Raw genomic sequence first — 17,425 nt, 5'->3', positions numbered from 1 at the left:
GTGTTGGCCGGGGTTATCCGCGCACCGAAATCGCGGCCTTGCGACGTAGATCCCGCAGGTGACGGCGTGATGCTTGGGCGAGTTGCGTGTCCATCAACCGATCTTCAATCGCGTCACGGGTTGGAATTTGCGAGCCCGTTAATTCACGTTCGCACACAACAACGCCCGATGCGCCCGTGGGGCGCTCGACAGGTTCAGACATTTCGCCGACACCCGTATCAGCCAGCATCGTGATCATGGATTCACCCATGTCGGAGGCTTTAAGTTCGCCCATTGACGCTGTCGTCAAATCTTCATTGGCGTCAGCCAAGTCTTTGAGAGCGTCGCAGGTCGTAATCTGGTCGCGCATCGCGTCCAAGCGCGCACTGGCGGTTTCAAAATCATCTGCTGTCGCCGTCAGTTGTGCCAACTTATAGAGCGTATCATTCTCGGAAACCTGACGTTCGATGATCGCGACAACATAAACACCGCCGGGAACGATAATTGGCTCTGACACTTCCCCATCATCGAGTTCCGGGATGACGGCTGCGATTTCAGGCCGAACGTCGCCAGCTTTGACAAATCCCATGTCACCCCCGGACGCGGCCGTGGACGCACTCGAAAATTGCTGTGCCAATAGGGCAAAAGGCGCGCCTTGGGCCAGTTGTGAGATCATCGCTTTGGCGCCATCGAGGGCGCCGGTGGGTCCGCCAATGTCTTCAGAGGCTTCAATGTAAATCTCGGCCATACGGTAGGACGGTTGGTCAGCCGTCGCGGAAATCCGATTTAATGTTTCGTCGATCACCGTATCGGAAATACGAATTCTTTGCCCGAACAGACCATTGACGATGCGTTGCCAAGCGATTTCCGACCGCACCTGATCGCGCAGCGTGTCAATCGACACCCCAACATCGGCCAGCCGTTGCACGACCTCTTGTGGGTCCAAACCATTGCGACCAATGAGGCGGCCGACATTTTGGTTCACTTCCGCATCGTCGATGGTCAGTTCAAACTTTTCCGCTTCCTGCATTTGCAAATGTTCATCGACAAGATTCCGAAGCGCTTGATTCTGGATCCGCACGAGGGTTTCTTCGTTACGATCAACCCCTGTCGTAGCGAGCATGAAGAGCACGCGCTGGCGCAAGTCATGGCTGGTAATAATATCGCTATTGACCACAGCCGCAATTGAATGCGCGGTGGGGGAGGGGCCCCCTTGGGGTTGAGTTTGTGCCAGCGCCGATGTCACGCCAGATAGGGCGAGAACGGCTGTTAGTGCCAGTTTGCTGAGCGATGATGTCATCATAGCGTCTTCATGCCTTCTTTGCGGGGAGCCGCATATTAGCCCCTGTCTTAACGTCCTATCGGCATCCCGGCAATCGCGGGGCGCGGCTCTTTATCTTATCATGATATAGGCTTGGAATCCCGTGCCGAGCCTTAATTATCGGTCATTACCCATCTTCAATGTGGGCGAGGTGGCTGATGCCTAACATCAATACGATCAATGGCACAGACCACGCTGCCGCAATGACGGGAACGATGGCAACTTCTCCGAATGCGCCGACCATGGAATCGGCGAAAAATACGCCAAACCCCAGTCCTGCGCCGATGATCATTAGGAGCAATGTCCCGCCCTCTCGTGTCAGGCTCATAGACACGCCTCCGGCGATGAAAGTCATCGCAATCAACATGATCGGGAGCGAGAGCAGGCGATTAAAACGTAAACGCAATTCACGGGCAGAAAAACCGGCGGCTTCATTGTCGCGGATTGTTTTCGGCATGGACCAAAACCCTGCGTTCGAGTTCCCATCGGCTTGTTCGGCCAATTCATCCTTATCAATCGATGTGGGGAGCGAAATCGCTTCGAGTTTCTGCATGGCTTCGCCGGGCGCGTTTTCAATCACATCAACCAATTGCCAGTAGCCTTGCGTGATGAGCTGGGCAGATCCGGCATCGAAGCGTCTTGCAAACTGCGTGTTTCCGTCGGGACCCACGTCCATCAGAAGAAACGTCGCATTGGTCAGCGTGCGGGTCGAGAGATTGACGGACTCGGCGCGGATGACGATCTGCTGATCGCCGCGGCCTTCGCGCAGCCAAACCGTGTCTTCCATGTTACGGGGGCCGTCGCCAAGCCACTCAGCGGACTTGACCTCGAATTGATCATACATGCGGGATGCAATCGGGTTGAACGCCATCGCCCAGCCGATGCCAAGAAGCCCGGCTAGCCACAAACACGGTCGAATAATCGACCAGGCGGATAGACCCGACGCGCGCATCACAATCAGTTCAGAGCGTCGGTTCATGCCGTTAATCGCGCCAATCATCCCGAAGAGCACGACAAAGGGGATGGTCTGTTCAATCAGGCTCGGTATTTCGAGCAGGGTCAGCGTGAGGAGCTGGAACGACGATACATCGACATCGGACCCGAGATCGCGGTTGGCTTCGACGAAGTCGACCAACATGATGATGCTCGTGACGACGAGAAACGCGACCAAAACGCTACGGGCAGCGCGGAACAAGATATATCGAAACAGAGTGAGAGGCATCAGTAGGCTGCATCTAAAGGCTGTGCTTTAGAACCGGTCATGGCGGCGAGGCCGGCTTCGTAAGCGGCAATACGGCGCCTTGATCCGCGCTTGCGCACGCGACCCCGACGACTCAGATACACGCCGCCCAGTAGAATTATGAGCCCCGGGATAGCATATTGCACCGCATTCAACGCCGTGTCGGCTTCCGCCGCTGAAGCGGCTGCGAATCCAAGAATGCGCAATATAAAGCCCAGCGCCGCGCAAATAATGATCCGGCGGGAATAGCCGAGGCGTTGATGTTCCCCACGCACCATAAAACAGAGCGCCAGCATAATGAGGGCAACATTATAAAGTGGTGCGGCAAGCCGCGAATGTCCTTCGGCGCCAAATTCCTGTTTCTGTGTGCCGTAAATGAAATTGCGAGGGTCAGGCCGGAGTAATTCGTGCAAATATAAATCAGAGGGTTTCAGCCTGAGCCGCGTATCAAACGCAAACGCGTCCGAGAGGTCGAGCCGATAGTTTTTGAACTGAATGACATCCAGTGAGCCGTCAGGGAGCTGTTGTTGGACCGTGCCGTCGCTCAGCAGTAATGCGGCCCCGGCGGGTGTACGTTGGACGACGCCTGTTTTGGCCGTGTGAGTAATAACATCTTCGGGGTCACGCGCGTCATGGATCAAGACGTCCTGCAATTCGCCGCCCACGCCGATGTTGCGTGCGTAAAGTGTAAGATTGCGGGTCGGACTCACAAATTCCCCAGCTTGAACCAACTGCGAGGCTAAATCTGTTCTAACCTCGAGAATTTCGGCGCGCATTTCGCGGAAGGCAGAGGGTTGAATGAACAGCGTAATCAGCAAGTGGACGACCAACGCTAAGATTCCGAGGCGAATGAGCGGTGACCCGATCTGCCAAGGAGACGCCCCGGCGGCTTTCGCGACGATGATTTCCGAATCGCCATTCATACGGTTGAGCGCGTAAAGTGCGGCCATAAAAGCCGCGAGCGGTAGAATGATGCCGATTAGCTGCGGCAAAGCTAACCCTGTGATTTTCAGGAAGGTGAGTGCGCTCTGGCGGTTCTCCACAATCAGGTCGAGTGTCTGTAATGACTGCGTTAATAGCGCCAGCAGGGTTAAGGCTGCCAGTGTCATGACGGTGGGCCAGAAGGCTTGCGTCCAGAGATATCGCTGTAAAAGCGGCATAAGGGAAAAATATTGACCTTTTGTTGAGTATATTGCCTGCGATGAATGCGTATCATTCGCTTAAGCGGCTTTTAATTCCAAGCGTCGCGCATTACCAGACAGAAGACGATTACGAACTCAACATATATTACCTGTATTGGACGTCATGGCTACTTCAGACAATAATTCCGCTGACCTGACCGAAACGGTCACAGTCACTTTCGTAAAAGATGAGGCCGCGACACAGGGCGCGGCGCTTGTCATTGCCGATCATGGCAAAAATTCTGGTTATGATCGCCTTTATCCAAATGCAGGCTTGGATGCTGTTGCCGAAGCGACAGGCTTTAAGGGCAAGTCGGGGCAGAAATTCTCGACATTTGTGTCGAACGGCGATGCGACCGTAAAGGTTTATGTTCGGGCGCGCGGGACCTCAGAGACCTTTGATTATGAAATGGCCGTCGCTGAAACTGCTAAAGCGATGACAGGTTCGGGCATTCGTAACCTGACCATTCATCTGGGCGGCTCCGATGCGACCGCTGATGATGCTGCCCGGGCGGCGCTGGGGGCGCGTCTCGCGACATATGCGTTCAATCGCCATAAATCCAAAGCGACCCTATCCAAAACAAAGCCGCTCGCCGCCGTCCATGTCGCGACAGATGATCCGGACGCCGCGCAAAAAGCGTATGATAATTATTATGGCCCGATTGGTGACGGCATCGTGTTTGCGCGTGACCTCGTGAATGAGCCGCCCAATGTTATCTTCCCCGCTAATTATGCGGCGCGTTTGCAGACGTTGTCAGAGATTGGTGTCGAGGTAGAAGTGCTTGGCGAAGCGGAGATGGAAGCGCTTGGCATGTGGGCACTGCTCGGTGTCGGTGTCGGCTCTGAACGTGAGAGTAAACTGGTTGTTATGCATTGGAACGGCGGCAAAAAGGGCGACAAGCCTGCCATGCTCGTCGGCAAAGGTGTCACCTTTGATAGCGGCGGTATCAGCCTCAAGCCCGGCGCGAATATGTGGGACATGAAGGGCGACATGGGCGGCTCTGCGGCGGTATCCGGCACGATGATGGCGCTGGCCAAACGCAAAGCCAAGGCCAACGTGATCGGGATTATTGGCATGGTTGAAAACATGCCGGATGGCCGCGCGCAAAACCCGGGCGATATCGTGACCTCCATGAGCGGACAGACCATCGAAGTGCAGAATACAGACGCCGAAGGCCGACTCGTGCTGGCGGATGCGCTGCATTACGGCATCACGAAATACAAACCGGCCGCCGTGATCGATCTCGCAACACTGACAGGCGCGATCATTATCGCGCTGGGTCATGATCATGCGGGTCTGTTCTCCAACGATGACGGTTTGGCGGAACAAATCAGCCTAGCGGGCGAAGCATCCACTGACAAAGTCTGGCGTCTGCCGTTGGCTAAGAGTTACGATAAACTGCTGAACTCGCCCAATGCCGATATGAAAAATATTGGCGGACGCGCAGCCGGTTCCATCACCGCGGCGCAATTCCTCAAACGTTTCGTCGGTAAGGATACGCCATGGGCGCATTTAGATATCGCGGGCACGGGCATGAAAAACCAACGCACGGATCCGCGCGAAACGACGTTCGGGACGGGCTTTGGTGTACGCTTGCTGAACCGTTGGATCGCCGATAATCACGAAGGCTGATTTGTCAGACCAACCCGAATATTGGTTCTACCACCTCGAAGCCAGCACGCTGAAAGGCGTGCTGCCGGATTTACTCTCTAAAACACTCTCAAAGGGTTGGCGCGCTTTGGTGCGCCTGCCAAACGGCTCTGATCTCGCCGATTGGGATGACTATCTCTGGACCTATCAGGACCACAGCTTTCTGCCGCATGGTCGCGAAGACCAAGGCCGCGCGGATCAACAACCCATTTTGCTCGCGAACACGACCGAAACGGCTGAAGGGTTCGACGCTGTTTTCTTGATTGATGGCGCGGATGTGACGTTAGGTGATGGTGTGTCCCGCGTCATGGTGATGATTGATGGTCGCTCACAAGAGGCCGTGCAGCGCGAACGCGGGCGCTGGAAAGCGCTTAAAGAGCGCGGCGCGGCGATGAGCTACTGGCAACAAACCTCAAACGGGGGCTGGGAGAAGAAGGCTTAGCCTCTGTTCCGCCGATTAACGCGACGTTTCGCGCGCCGTTCTTCCAGCTTTACCTTCAACGGCGGCAGGCGTGCGGGCAGCTCGGCCATGATCGCGTCGCGCTCATCCTTGGTCCGTAATCCCCAATAGGCAATTTCGTCCGTCGTTCGGCCACAGCCAAAGCAATGGCCGCTGTCGCGGTCCATCGCACAAATCAGCATGCAGGGGGATTCAACAGGCTCGAGCGCTGCAATCTCTTCAGGGGTCATATCATTTGCCATACGCCCCTCTAGCGCCGAAATATTAACATATAAAGGTTTTTTTATATCGACTTTTCAGCAGGGCTCACATAAGGCGGTTTTCATGAGCGATGAACCTGAATTGATCCTGGCTGAATTGTCCGATGACGAACTTGTCGAGCAGATGAAAGACGATCTCTATGACGGGATGGGACCGGAAATTGCCGAAGGAACGCAGATATTGCTCAACCGCGGCTGGGACGCGAACCGTATCCTCAAAGAGAGCCTTGTCGATGCAATGCGCATCGTCGGCCTCGATTTCGCCGATGGTATTTTGTTTGTTCCCGAAGTCCTGTCTGCCGCCAATGCGATGAAGGGCGGCATGAATTTGCTGCGCCCAATCCTCGCGGCCTCCGACACGCAGACTTCAACCGGGCGCGTTGTCATTGGCACGGTCAAGGGCGATATCCACGATATCGGCAAGAATCTCGTCGGCATGATGCTGGAAGGGGCGGGCTTTGAAGTGTTCGATCTCGGCATCAACACATCGATTGATGAATTCCTCGAAGCCATTGATAAACACGACCCGCACATCCTCGGCATGAGCGCGCTGCTAACAACGACGATGCCCTATATGAGCGTGGTGATCGAAGATTTAGACAAGCGCAATATGCTCAAAAACCTGCCAGTCATGGTCGGTGGCGCGCCTGTGAACAAAGAATTTGCCGATGCGATTCATGCGAACGCCTACGGGCCGGATGCGGCAACGACGGCGGAACTCGCCAAGACGATTGTCGGCGTCAACAGGCCGTGAGTGTGCTCATCATAGCGTGCGGCGCGTTGGCGCGCGAAGTAAGGGCGGTGGCCGATCAGCTGCCAAACTTTACGCTGCGCTGTTTTCCCGCGACGCTGCATAATACTCCCGACCGGATTGTCCCGGCGATCACGACTATTCTGGATGACACCGTCGGGCAGCATGACCGCACCATCCTCGCGCTAGGCGATTGCGGGACAGGCGGCGCGCTGGATCGTTTATGCACGGCGCGCGATCTGCAACGGCTCCCTGGCGCGCATTGCTATGCGTTTTTCACGGGCGTGACCGACTTCGACGACATGATGACCGAAGAGTTGGGCACGTTTTTTCTGACAGATTTTCTAGCCCGTCAATTCGATGCAATGGTGATGCGACCGCTCGGGCTGGACCGAAAACCCGAACTCCGCGACATGTATTTCGGCAATTATAAGCGTCTTGTCTTTCTATCCCAGACTGAGGATGCCGACCTTCTGGCGCGTGCCAAAGCGGCCGCTGTCGCGCTTGATCTGACGTTTGAGCATCGCCCGACCGGGCTGACCCCCTTTGCGCGTGATCTCGCGCGTCTTGCCGCCTAAAGGTATTTTATGGCCCGCACTATTCTCGCCTCTCCTACTCAAGAAGTCGTCATTGGTTTCGACCAACCTTTCGTCATGATTGGGGAGCGGATCAATCCAACCAATCGCCCGAAATTTGCCAAGGAACTGGCCGAGGGTAATTATTGGCGCGTGATCGCAGAAGCCAAAAAACAGATCGCAGCCGGGGCGCAAGTGCTGGACGTCAATGTCGGGGTTCCGCTGACGGACGAGGCCAAGATCATGTCCGAAGTCATCACCCTGCTGCAAAGCGAAGTGGATGTGCCGCTCGTGATCGACAGCTCCGTGCTTGATGCGCTGGAGAGCGGCTTGGCCGCCTATAAAGGCCGCCCGCTGGTTAATTCGACAACGGCAGAAGAAGAGTCGATGCAGCGCATCCTGCCGCTCGTCGCGAAATATGATTGCGCAGTTGTGGCCATTTCCAATGATGAAACCGGGATAAGCGAAGACCCCGATGTCCGGTTCGAAATCGCCAAACGCATCGTTCACCGCGCGGCGGATTACGGCATTAAGGCCGAAGACGTGGTCGTTGATCCGCTCGTCATGCCAATTGGCGCGATAAATAGTGCGGGCCGTGATGTGTTCCGTCTGGTCCGACGATTGCGTGAAGAGCTGGGCGTGAACACCACCTGCGGCGCGTCCAATGTTGCCTTCGGTCTCCCGAACCGCCACGCGGTTCACAACGCGTTTCTGCCCATGGTGCAGGCGTCGGGCATGACCAGCGCGATCCTGAACGTTTATGACGAAGGTCTCGTGCCTGCGATTAAGGCCGCCGATATGCTGGCGGGCAATGATCCGAATTGTGCCAATTGGATCGCGCGCAGCCGCCCGAAACCCGTAGAAGGCGCTGAGGGCGAAGGGCGTCGCGGAGGCGGTCGACGTGGGGGCCGCAGTGGTCGACGCGGCTAAACAACATACAATCATCTTCACCCCGTCTGGGGTTCAGACGACAGCGGACGACGGCGAGACCGTATTTGACGTCGCCTTACGCGCGGGCGTGGACATTAAATCGGTCTGCGGCGGGCAGGGGATATGCAAACGATGTCAATGTTCGCTCCAAACAGGCCAACATTCTAAATTCGGCCTGACAGTGACGGAAGAGGCGCTATTCAAACTGCGCCCGGCGGAAAAGAAGGCCATCCACGATGGCGAGATGGCCGAAGGTTTGCGCCTCGCGTGCCGCGCCAAGATTATGGGCGACGTCGTTATCGATGTGCCGCCCCACGCGCGCCATACGGAGAGCGCCATTCGCAAGGCCGCTTTTGAGTTACCCCGCCCGCCCGGTCCTCTGGTGAACCCGCCGGTTCGTTTGCAAATGGTGCAACTGCCAGAACCGACATTGCACGCGCATATGTCTGACACGGAAAGCCTGATCGAGCAGCTCGGCGGCGCGCTCCGGATGGCGCCGAACCTTGTCCTTAAAATTCAGCCCTTGCTGGCCGCCCATGACCGCACACTTATCGCCGTCATCCGCGACGACGCCGAGGTCGTAGATCTCTGGCCACCGCAGCGTGAGGGTCTGTTCGGCGCGGCGATTGATATTGGGTCAACCTCTGTGGCGCTCTATCTCTATGACCTTGTCTCCGGCCATTTGGTCCATCAGGCTTCAGCCATGAACCCGCAAATTCGGTTTGGCGAAGATGTGATGAGCCGGGTCAGTTATGTCATGATGAATAAGGGCGGGCGTGAAAAACTCGCGGCGGCGGTGCAGGGACAACTCCGCGAAATGCTCACTGACGCACGTGCGGCGGTAGAGGCTGAAGCCGATCAAATCCTTGAGCTGGTCTGTGTCGGCAATCCGATTATGCACCATACGCTGGTTGGGATTGACCCGACGCCGCTGGGGCAAAGCCCGTTCACATTGGCGGTTAAAGACTGGGTCGACTTGCCGGGCGATATGCTCGACCTCGGCTTGGTGCGACATGCGCGTATCTCGCTCCTGCCGCTCATCGGTGGCCATGTTGGCGCGGATACGGCGGCCGCCTATCTGACCCAAATGGACCGGATGGCGGGGCGTTCTGTTTTACTCGTGGACATTGGCACGAATGCCGAAATCGTGCTCACCCATAATGGCAAAGTGGCGGCGGCCAGCTCGCCAACAGGCCCAGCACTGGAAGGCGCGGAAATTAGCTGCGGTGTGCGTGCCTGTGAAGGCGCGGTTGAACGGGTCCGTATCGACTCGGTTACGCATGAATGCCGCGTCAAAATTATTGGCCATGACGACTGGTTGACGGACGAAACAATTGGCGACCACGCTGTGCCGGGCCTCTGCGGCTCGGCGATTTTCGAAGTCATGGTCGAGTTTGCGCGCGCGGGTCTGATTGATCGGTCTGGCCTGTTTCGCTCGGACGTCGCGCCGGACCGCTTCACGCAAGATGGCGGCGTCATGACCTATCAACTGATCGGCCATTTGAGCTTTAAGCAAACAGACATTCGGTCTGTGCAGCTTGCCAAATCTGCACTGATGGCGGGGGCACGTTTGGTCGCCGAGGAGTTGGGCTGCGAGGCATTTGATGAAGTGTTGCTGGCGGGCGCGTTCGGCACCCATCTCGACCCGGCCTATGTCGCCGAGATCGGGATCATTCCCCATAATGGAGCGGCGACAATCAAAGCCGTTGGCAATGCGGCGGGCATGGGCGCGGCGATGTGTCTGACGGACCGAAGCCAACGCGCGCGCATTCGCGCCGCCGTCAAAGACATCGTCAAGATCGAGACCGCTCTAGAGCCGCGCTTTCAGGATTATTTTGTCGAGGGTATGGCATTTCCGTCTGCGCCGGTCGGCACAGGCAATCCGAATGGACGCCGAGGCGGTCGTTCTGGCGGTCGTCGCCGGAACCGCTAGGACTGACGTTTTAAACGGGTCTGAGTGAAAAGCCGTCCGCGCGCTTGTCGGGCGAGGTGGATCAATGGCTTTTCGATCAAGTGATAGGTGAGGCCTGCGACGATCAGTGAAAAGAGGATCAAAGCAATGATTAGGATCAGGGCGGGGAGGTCAGCAAGACCCGCCATCGTCCATAGTCGTCCCAGTAAAACCAAGCTGAGCAAATGCGTCAGATAGAGCGAATAGCTCCAATCCCCTAAGGTAACGGCGGCGCGCGGCGCGGTTGCGCCGTGTCGGTCCAACCAAGCCGCGCCGAGGATTAGTGCACACGCAGGGAGAGTAAGCCGGAGCACGCGCGGCCATTCATCTTGAAACGGTCCGCCGATAAAAAACCACACGCCCATGCCGATTACACCGATCCCGATCAGTCCATAGGCAAAGGGGCGGGAACCCTGAAATCGAAGATAAATCAGGGCGGTGGCAGCTCCTGCCAGAAATTCATGGCTCAGGGAGCTAAACAAATGAAACGGGATCGCGCCGGCTGTTTGTCCGCCGAGTTGGTTTCCGGCCACAACCAGCACGGCCCAGATCAACAGACCGAACGGCCTCATCCGTGCGGGTAAAACAAGGATGATCGCAAAGAGAATGTAGAACATCATCTCATATACCAGTGTCCAGCCAACTTCGAGCATCGGATAAGCGTAGGCCGGAACCAGCAAGAGCGAATTGAGCCATTGCGGGTCATTTGGCGAGCTGGAGAAGACCAGATCGGGGCGGATAAACCAAACAGCCAAAAGGGCGGCACTGATGATCCAATAGAGCGGATAGATGCGCGAGATGCGCGCAAACAGGAACTCTGGTACTTTCCGCCCACCGCCCGCGCGCCAATCACGCGTAATATAAACCATGATAAAGCCGCTGATCACGAAGAACAGATCGACCCCCATCATGCCCCAATCGAGTTGGCTTGGGAGGATCGGATTGGCGGCTGTGCGGCCTTCGATCTGCATGAGGTGCGCCATCAAAACCAGAAAGGCCGCGACGCCGCGAAGCGCTTGCACATGATCAAGCCGTGATGGCGTGGCAATAGACATGCGGTCTCCATGTCAGAGCCGGGCCAGAATAACTAGGGGAAGAATATGGGTCAAATGTCCAGAAGTTTGATGACGGGCACGTTAGGTTTTTCACATCCGCGTGAGGTCTGCGTCCAATCGGCCTGTGTGTGACGTAATCACATCAAGTCCGCATGAGCGGGCCGAACGAATGACTGAAAGAGAGACTTCTAATGACTATTAAGCCCCTCATTGCTGCTGCCTTACTTGCCACCTCTGTCGCTGCGGCCCCTGCCTTTGCGAACCACCACGCCAAAAATGAAACTGTCGCGATAACACCAAGCGCAAACATCGTCGAAACGGCTGTATCGGTTGATGCCCTGTCCACACTCGTCGCGGCTGTTACAGCGTCTGATCTTGCCGATGCCTTGTCAGGAGACGGCCCGTTTACAGTTTTCGCCCCGACAAATGATGCCTTTGCGGCCCTGCCAGAGGGGACTGTCGCAACCTTGTTGAAAGCGGAAAACAAGCTGCAACTGACCAAAGTCTTGACGAGCCATGTCGTCGCCGGGTCCTATGATGCGGCATCACTGACGGCCTTGGCTGAAGCGAATGGTGGCATGGCCGAGCTGACAACCTTGTCCGGTGCCAAGCTGACCGCCAAACTTTGGGAGGGTAAGTTATACGTCAAAGACGAAAACGGCGGAAAAGCCAGCGTCGCGACAGCGGATGTCATGACGTCCAATGGGATCGTCCATGTCGTGACGTCTGACTTGCTGCCTAAGTAGTCAGCTTAAATCCAAGAATGAGAAAAGCCCCCGACACATGTCGGGGGCTTTTTAATGCGTAGACTATGTTTGCGGTGGAATTATCGCGGTGCGCGTTTGGCGAGAATCCGTTGCAGCGTGCGGCGGTGCATATTGAGGCGACGGGCCGTCTCGCTGACATTTTTCCCGCAGAGCTCATAGACCCGCTGGATATGTTCCCAGCGCACACGATCCGCGCTCATGGGGTTTTCCGGAGGTTCGGGCGTTTCGCCGCGTATGGCGAGCAAGGCCTTACAGACATCGTCGGCATCGGCGGGTTTGGCTAGATAATCGACCGCGCCGCGTTTGACGGCTGAGACAGCGGTCGCGAGATTGCCATAACCTGTGAGCATGACCATTTTGCTGTCGGGTCGGGCTTCGTGCAGCTGGTCGATAACATCCAAGCCATTGCCGTCTTCGAGCCGCATATCGAGCACAGCGAAGGCGGGTGGCTTATCACGCACGGCGCGGCGGGCTTCGCTCACTGTTTCACACGTCAAAACATCAAAGCCGCGTTGTTCCATCGCGCGGCCCAAACGGGTCCGAAACGGCGCGTCATCGTCCAAAATCATCAGACTATTATCATTGGGCAGCGTATATTCGCTCATGTCACATCCTTTTCTAATCTACTTACGTTCGGTACTGTTGAATGGCTTTATGATTGCGAGAATTTAGCTGTGATATCCATAGCATGATAGTCAGACCGATTGTGACGTATTTAGAGGTGGGGTGTTAGTTTTAGAGTTGGGGTGTCAGTTGCGCGATGGGCCAGATACACCGGATGCGTGCGCCCCCTATCGAGCTGCGCTCGAAATAGATTTTCCCCCCTGTTCGCTCGACCAAAGTGGACGCGATGAAGACGCCCAAGCCGAGCCCGCCCGCACTGCCCCCCTTGGCACGGGACGTGACATAGGGTTGCCCCAGCCGTGTCCGGATAAGCGGGTCGAATCCCGGGCCATCATCATCAATAGTGACGAGGACGGATGTGTCGTCCACGGTTGCGGTCAATTCGACCCGCGTGTTGGCGAAGTCCACCGCGTTTTCGGTGAAATTCTTGAGCGCATAGAGTAGTTCCGGACGGCGGCGGATGATCAGCGGAAGTTTTCCGTCGGGTTGATGACTATCCACGATCAAGTCTTTTTCGCGGTGGATGAAGCCTTCCGCGGCTTCTTCCAGCAGGTCTTCCAGACTGAGCGTTTCGTGAATAAGGTCCGGTGTATCACCCCGTAGAGCCAGTTGTTCGAGGATTGCGCGGCAGCGCTGCGCCTGTTCGAGAACCAGCCTCGCGTCGTCCGCCAGTGGACCGTCGGGAAGCTCCCGGGTCATTTCTTTCGCGGTTACGGCGATTGTCGCGAGGGGCGTGCCGAGCTCATGCGCGGCGGCGGCGGCAAGACTGCCGAGCGCAGAGAGTTTCTGTTCTTGCGCTAACATCTGCTCCGTCGTGGCCAGCGCTGCGCTCATGGTGCGGCTTTCTGTTGTGGCGCGCCACGCATACAAAGACGTGAAGCTGGTCCCGACGATAATCCCGGCCAACATGCCGATTTCATAGACGCGCGGGAGCCTGAAATCGACGCCGGGGATCCACGGTAAGGACTGGTGCCAGAATAAAAGCAGTGTTGCTGCGATCAAGGCGGTCCCGGCCACTGTGGCGAGGACGCGTTTTGACAGGGTCGTGGCGGAGGTGACAACTGGCGCGAGAAATAGGATCGCAAACGGGTTCTCGACCCCGCCATTGAGGTAGAGCAACAGGGCTAATTGACCAATATCAAAGCCGAGCTGTGCTATCGCTTCGGAGTCTGACACGCGGCGATCGAGTGGCAAACCGAGGCTGACTCCGATATTCACGAGGGCGGCAATCCCGATCACGGCCATTGACGGCCAAAGGTCAACATCAAAGCCAAAGAATTGCGCGACAATCAAGAGTGCCACCGCCTGACCGAGCACGGCGCCCCAGCGGAGCAAGACCAGCGTGTATCGCCGCAACGCCCCTGTCAGATGACGTGGCGGTAGGGATGATCCTGTGGTCTCTATTGCCGAGAACGGGTTTATGTCTGGGGGGGCGTTCATTTTGCCGCAGTCTTTCTTCTCTTTCAGGTCCTTATATCAGGAGGCTCTTTTCTATAGACCGCTTAAACCTATATACGGTTGAGCCAACATCACCATGAGACAGATTATGCGCGCTTTCCTTCCGATCCTAACTTTTGCGGCCGCGACCGCCTTGGTGGCGTGTGGACCTCAAACCACAGAGGGCACCGCGGGCCGGGCAGGTCCGACAGTAACGTCGGGCGCCGCTGACATTGGGGGGCCGTTCACGCTTGTTGACGAGACAGGGGCGGTTGTCACCGAGGAGGCGTTTAAAGGGCAACCGACGCTGGTCTATTTTGGGTTTTCCTATTGTCCGGACGTTTGTCCGATCGCATTGCAGAAACTAGGGGTCGCCCAAGCGCAAATGGGCGACGCAGCCGACGCGGTACAATTTGTTTTAGTCTCTGTTGATCCGGAACGGGATACGCCGGAACAGCTCGCAGTTTATGTGACGAATAATGGATTCCCAAAAGGCCTGCGCGGATTTACCGGAACGGTGGAGCAAATCGACGCGATGAAAGCGGCTTACAAAGTTTATGCCCAGAAAGTGCCGCTTGAAGATTCAAACATGGATTATACGGTCGATCACCAAGATCTCGTCTATTTGATGGGAACGGATGGGCAGCTCGCGAGCTATTACGGTCCGCGCCAGACTCCCGCGGATATTGCCGTGGGTGTCCGCCAGTATTTGATGGCCAATAACTAGCGGCTCGCGCCCGGAGCCCACAAGACATCGTCCGCGCCTTGGTCGTTACACCAGCGCGCGGCCACGAATAGAAAATCCGATAGGCGGTTGATATAGGCAAGCGCGTGCGGATTGACGGCTGTATCGTCTGCGAGCGTGACCATCATACGTTCCGCGCGTCGGGCTACGGTGCGGGCTTGATGCAGATACGCCGCTGGGGCTGAGCCGCCGGGCAAAATAAAGCTCGTCAGTGCGCTCATATCCGCGTTGAGCGCGTCTAAATCTGTTTCCAACTGCGTCACCTGTGAGGCCACGATACGCAGCGCATATTCGCTATCCGCGTCGCCTTTGGCCGGCAATGGTGTGGCGAGGTCGGCGCCCAGATCGAACAGTTCGTTTTGTATGCGGGCTAAAATTTGATTGAGCCCCGTGTGGGTTAGATGCAGTCGGACGAGACCAATGACGCTATTGGTTTCATCGACATCGCCGTAAGCGCAAACCCGTGCACTATCCTTGGACAGGCGCGACCCATCGACCAAGCCCGTCGAGCCGTCATCACCGGTGCGCGTATAGATTTTGTTCAATTTGACCATGTGGCTTTATCCTCACGGGGGAAACCGAACATCAAGTGCTTAGCCGCCATTTTTGCGGATCTGGAACGCGAGATAAAGTAAGCCAATCGCGACGGCCTGTGCGCCGACGCGTTTCCACATCCAACTATTGGATTGTTCGCGGGCGACTTTTCCGGTTCGCGCCATACGGGAGGCGCCGATGATGAGCGTGGCGACAACATACAGCATAGCGAGGGCGGCGAGAGTAATAAGGACGTAAAACATGGGGACTCACTTTTGGTTTTCTTGGTTCCTATACGATTGAAACCCGGTTTGGCTGTGATTAAAATACACCATCCACAGAAAAGCACGCCTCTGCGCCTGACAGGCGCGACGTCACACGGGTATGAAACGGATCGACCCGCACACTGCCAAACCTAAGCTTAAGCCCATAAAATAAGAGATATTGCCATGATGAGTGAATCCGACCGCGCAGACCAAATGGGCGACGCCACACGCGAAAAACTGCGTCAATTTATCGCTCGTATCGAACGGCTCGATGCTGAAAAAGCCGAACTGACAACCGATATTCGTGAAGTCTATTCCGAAGTAAAATCGTTCGGATTTGACACGAAAGTGCTGCGTAAGATCATTTCCCTGCGCAAGCAGGACGTCAATGAACGTGCCGAACAAGAAGCGCTATTAGACCTCTATATGGATGCGCTCGAAGATTAAGACGCTCCCCATCTTCGCATTTGCCCTCGCGGGTTTTGTTCGCTATATGTTCCGTCATGTCCGATTACGACAAACAGCAATGGCAGGCGGAGCAAACGGCGCGGGATGCGGTGCTCGATAAGCAACGCGAGAGAGAACAGAAGACGCGAGAGCGCTCAGCGCGCAATGCGCAGCGTAAGTTAGAGCGTTTGCATCGGACGTTGAAAGACAAAGGCGAAATTAGCGAATTCGAAGACGAATTTGCCGAGAGCGTCACTGAACGGCTGGATAAATTTGGCTCCGCGTTTCAGGATCGGGAAAAAGGGCGTCCAGGGGACGCGCTCTCTTTCGCGCAAAAACGCGTCGTCGCGGCGATGAACCGAAAGGTCAAAGACTTGAAGAAAAACCCCCAAACTGAGGGTAAGGGGCAGGCGGAAGAATTAGACCGGCCCCGGTTCGAGCACAGCAAGCCACGCTCCTCGTTTAAATCGAAAACACCCAAGTTTACCCCGCGCGTGCGGCAATTGGATGAAGGTTTTGATGAGGTGGCTGTGCCCGCTGATATTACCGCACCCGACCCTGAACCACCGCGGCCGCCTGTCGGCAAGCCGTTCCTACGCATCGTGAGCGATAATAGTTAGGGTTAGCGATAATCGTTAGACGATAAAATTATATCGCCGTTTTGACGTTCATCCTCGAACGTGCGGATCACTTCACCCGCAACTTCTTCATTCGGGGTAACTTCTATGATCTGCCCTTGAGCCGGGACCGAACCAAAAGGGCCTGTTCCCATCAGGGCGGGCTCAACGAGCTCAACATCAGTCTCTAATGCGGGCAAGGCGTAACCGCGCTCCCATGTCGGACGGTCGGAGACACGGTCGCCGGACACATATTCTTTTTTTGAAATCAGCACATCGCCGTTTGCAAGGTCAATAAATATCTGTGCGGCTTGTGTGCGGGATTGGCCGTGGGACTCTGAAAATGCTGCAAACTCAGAAAAGTTTATCAGACCATCAGCGTTCGTATCGATTTGACTGAAATCAGCCGGATTTGTGCTGGCATGAACGGGTGTGGCGGCGATCACCGCCGATAGGGCGGTCAGGGCGAGGCTGCCTAAGATTTGAAAGCGGGGCATGGAGTCTCCTCTCTTATTGTGCGGGTTCATTGAACCGACAAAAGACCCGATGAAAATGGCTGAAAAAAGGCCGTCGCGAGGCGATTTGATAGGCCCTTCGAAACCATGATGCGATGCAGAGCGTGTTGGTTGCGCCC

Annotated in this window: 20 protein-coding genes; 10 read left to right on the top strand and 10 right to left on the bottom strand. The window is 56.2% G+C overall.

Going from position 1 to position 17,425, the window contains the following annotated elements:
- Positions 1–13 precede the first annotated feature (13 nt).
- The 3 genes from IE105_RS07585 to IE105_RS07575 form a co-directional block, all read right to left on the bottom strand.
- Positions 14–1,282: a peptidylprolyl isomerase gene (locus tag IE105_RS07585; protein ID WP_189497079.1), complete on the bottom strand. Its 1,269-nt coding sequence runs from the start codon at positions 1,280–1,282 to the stop codon at positions 14–16.
- A gap of 145 nt (positions 1,283–1,427) precedes the next feature.
- A complete protein-coding gene (locus IE105_RS07580) occupies positions 1,428–2,522 on the bottom strand; it encodes an LptF/LptG family permease (RefSeq protein ID WP_189497077.1) in 1,095 nt (364 codons plus the stop codon).
- Positions 2,522–3,700, bottom strand: a complete 1,179-nt coding sequence (locus IE105_RS07575; protein WP_189497075.1) for an LptF/LptG family permease — start codon at positions 3,698–3,700, stop codon at positions 2,522–2,524. Before IE105_RS07575 ends, IE105_RS07580 begins: the two co-directional genes overlap by 1 nt.
- A gap of 145 nt (positions 3,701–3,845) precedes the next feature.
- Between IE105_RS07575 and IE105_RS07570 the strand changes: the two genes are divergently transcribed.
- Both IE105_RS07570 and IE105_RS07565 read left to right on the top strand, forming a co-directional pair.
- Positions 3,846–5,354: a leucyl aminopeptidase gene (locus tag IE105_RS07570; protein WP_189497073.1), complete on the top strand. Its 1,509-nt coding sequence runs from the start codon at positions 3,846–3,848 to the stop codon at positions 5,352–5,354.
- Between the two features lies 1 nt (position 5,355).
- Positions 5,356–5,814 carry a DNA polymerase III subunit chi gene (locus IE105_RS07565; RefSeq protein WP_189497071.1) on the top strand — a complete coding sequence of 153 codons (459 nt, stop codon included), beginning with the start codon at positions 5,356–5,358 and terminating at the stop codon, positions 5,812–5,814.
- Here the strand turns inward: IE105_RS07565 and IE105_RS07560 are convergent.
- Positions 5,811–6,074, bottom strand: a complete 264-nt coding sequence (locus tag IE105_RS07560) for a DUF1289 domain-containing protein (RefSeq protein ID WP_233354044.1) — start codon at positions 6,072–6,074, stop codon at positions 5,811–5,813. The two genes, IE105_RS07565 and IE105_RS07560, sit on opposite strands and share 4 nt — an antisense overlap.
- A gap of 82 nt (positions 6,075–6,156) precedes the next feature.
- Between IE105_RS07560 and IE105_RS07555 the strand changes: the two genes are divergently transcribed.
- Genes IE105_RS07555 through IE105_RS07540 form a run of 4 tightly spaced genes read left to right on the top strand, consistent with a single transcriptional unit; the run spans position 6,157 to position 10,281 of the window.
- Positions 6,157–6,846: a cobalamin B12-binding domain-containing protein gene (locus IE105_RS07555; protein WP_189497069.1), complete on the top strand. Its 690-nt coding sequence runs from the start codon at positions 6,157–6,159 to the stop codon at positions 6,844–6,846.
- A 2-nt stretch (positions 6,847–6,848) separates the two neighbouring features.
- Positions 6,849–7,421 carry a DUF1638 domain-containing protein gene (locus tag IE105_RS07550; RefSeq protein ID WP_233354043.1) on the top strand — a complete coding sequence of 191 codons (573 nt, stop codon included), beginning with the start codon at positions 6,849–6,851 and terminating at the stop codon, positions 7,419–7,421.
- A gap of 9 nt (positions 7,422–7,430) precedes the next feature.
- On the top strand, positions 7,431–8,348 hold the full coding sequence (locus IE105_RS07545; protein ID WP_189497066.1) for a dihydropteroate synthase: 918 nt from the start codon (positions 7,431–7,433) through the stop codon (positions 8,346–8,348).
- On the top strand, positions 8,320–10,281 hold the full coding sequence (locus IE105_RS07540; protein WP_233354042.1) for an ASKHA domain-containing protein: 1,962 nt from the start codon (positions 8,320–8,322) through the stop codon (positions 10,279–10,281). Before IE105_RS07545 ends, IE105_RS07540 begins: the two co-directional genes overlap by 29 nt.
- On the opposite strand, the gene IE105_RS07535 is transcribed toward IE105_RS07540, so the two are convergent.
- Positions 10,278–11,354, bottom strand: coding sequence for an acyltransferase family protein (locus IE105_RS07535; protein ID WP_189497063.1), 1,077 nt, complete (start codon positions 11,352–11,354; stop codon positions 10,278–10,280). The genes IE105_RS07540 and IE105_RS07535 overlap by 4 nt on opposite strands.
- Positions 11,355–11,545: 191 nt before the next feature.
- On the opposite strand from IE105_RS07535, the gene IE105_RS07530 reads away from it, so the two are divergent.
- Positions 11,546–12,100 (top strand): fasciclin domain-containing protein, encoded by a 555-nt coding sequence (locus IE105_RS07530; protein WP_189497062.1) that lies wholly within the window; start codon positions 11,546–11,548, stop codon positions 12,098–12,100.
- A gap of 80 nt (positions 12,101–12,180) precedes the next feature.
- Here the strand turns inward: IE105_RS07530 and IE105_RS07525 are convergent, their stop codons facing one another.
- Together IE105_RS07525 and IE105_RS07520 are read right to left on the bottom strand one after the other, a co-directional pair.
- The gene (locus IE105_RS07525) at positions 12,181–12,726 is read right to left on the bottom strand and encodes an ActR/PrrA/RegA family redox response regulator transcription factor (RefSeq protein ID WP_189497060.1); all 546 of its coding nucleotides are present in this window, start codon (positions 12,724–12,726) and stop codon (positions 12,181–12,183) included.
- A gap of 130 nt (positions 12,727–12,856) precedes the next feature.
- Positions 12,857–14,185, bottom strand: a complete 1,329-nt coding sequence (locus tag IE105_RS07520) for an ActS/PrrB/RegB family redox-sensitive histidine kinase (RefSeq protein ID WP_189497057.1) — start codon at positions 14,183–14,185, stop codon at positions 12,857–12,859.
- A 106-nt stretch (positions 14,186–14,291) separates the two neighbouring features.
- Between IE105_RS07520 and IE105_RS07515 the strand changes: the two genes are divergently transcribed.
- Positions 14,292–14,909 carry an SCO family protein gene (locus IE105_RS07515; RefSeq protein WP_189497055.1) on the top strand — a complete coding sequence of 206 codons (618 nt, stop codon included), beginning with the start codon at positions 14,292–14,294 and terminating at the stop codon, positions 14,907–14,909.
- On the opposite strand, the gene IE105_RS07510 is transcribed toward IE105_RS07515, so the two are convergent.
- Complete coding sequence (locus IE105_RS07510) at positions 14,906–15,481, bottom strand: cob(I)yrinic acid a,c-diamide adenosyltransferase (RefSeq protein WP_189497053.1); 576 nt, start codon at positions 15,479–15,481, stop codon at positions 14,906–14,908. The two genes, IE105_RS07515 and IE105_RS07510, sit on opposite strands and share 4 nt — an antisense overlap.
- A 39-nt stretch (positions 15,482–15,520) precedes the next feature.
- Complete coding sequence (locus tag IE105_RS07505; RefSeq protein ID WP_189497052.1) at positions 15,521–15,724, bottom strand: HIG1 domain-containing protein; 204 nt, start codon at positions 15,722–15,724, stop codon at positions 15,521–15,523.
- 186 nt (positions 15,725–15,910) lie between these two features.
- Here IE105_RS07505 and IE105_RS07500 point away from each other — a divergent pair, with 186 nt between their 5' ends.
- Together IE105_RS07500 and IE105_RS07495 are read left to right on the top strand one after the other, a co-directional pair.
- Complete coding sequence (locus IE105_RS07500) at positions 15,911–16,174, top strand: DUF2312 domain-containing protein (protein ID WP_267904665.1); 264 nt, start codon at positions 15,911–15,913, stop codon at positions 16,172–16,174.
- A gap of 56 nt (positions 16,175–16,230) precedes the next feature.
- Positions 16,231–16,794 (top strand): hypothetical protein, encoded by a 564-nt coding sequence (locus IE105_RS07495; protein ID WP_189497050.1) that lies wholly within the window; start codon positions 16,231–16,233, stop codon positions 16,792–16,794.
- A 2-nt stretch (positions 16,795–16,796) separates the two neighbouring features.
- Here IE105_RS07495 and IE105_RS07490 read toward each other — a convergent pair whose 3' ends face one another.
- A complete protein-coding gene (locus tag IE105_RS07490) occupies positions 16,797–17,288 on the bottom strand; it encodes an EF-hand domain-containing protein (RefSeq protein ID WP_189497048.1) in 492 nt (163 codons plus the stop codon).
- Positions 17,289–17,425 lie beyond the last annotated feature (137 nt).

Origin of the sequence: Algimonas arctica (assembly GCF_014652695.1) — a bacterium.
Lineage (GTDB): Bacteria > Pseudomonadota > Alphaproteobacteria > Caulobacterales > Maricaulaceae > Litorimonas > Litorimonas arctica.
This window is presented reverse-complemented; position numbering and strand designations above follow the sequence as displayed.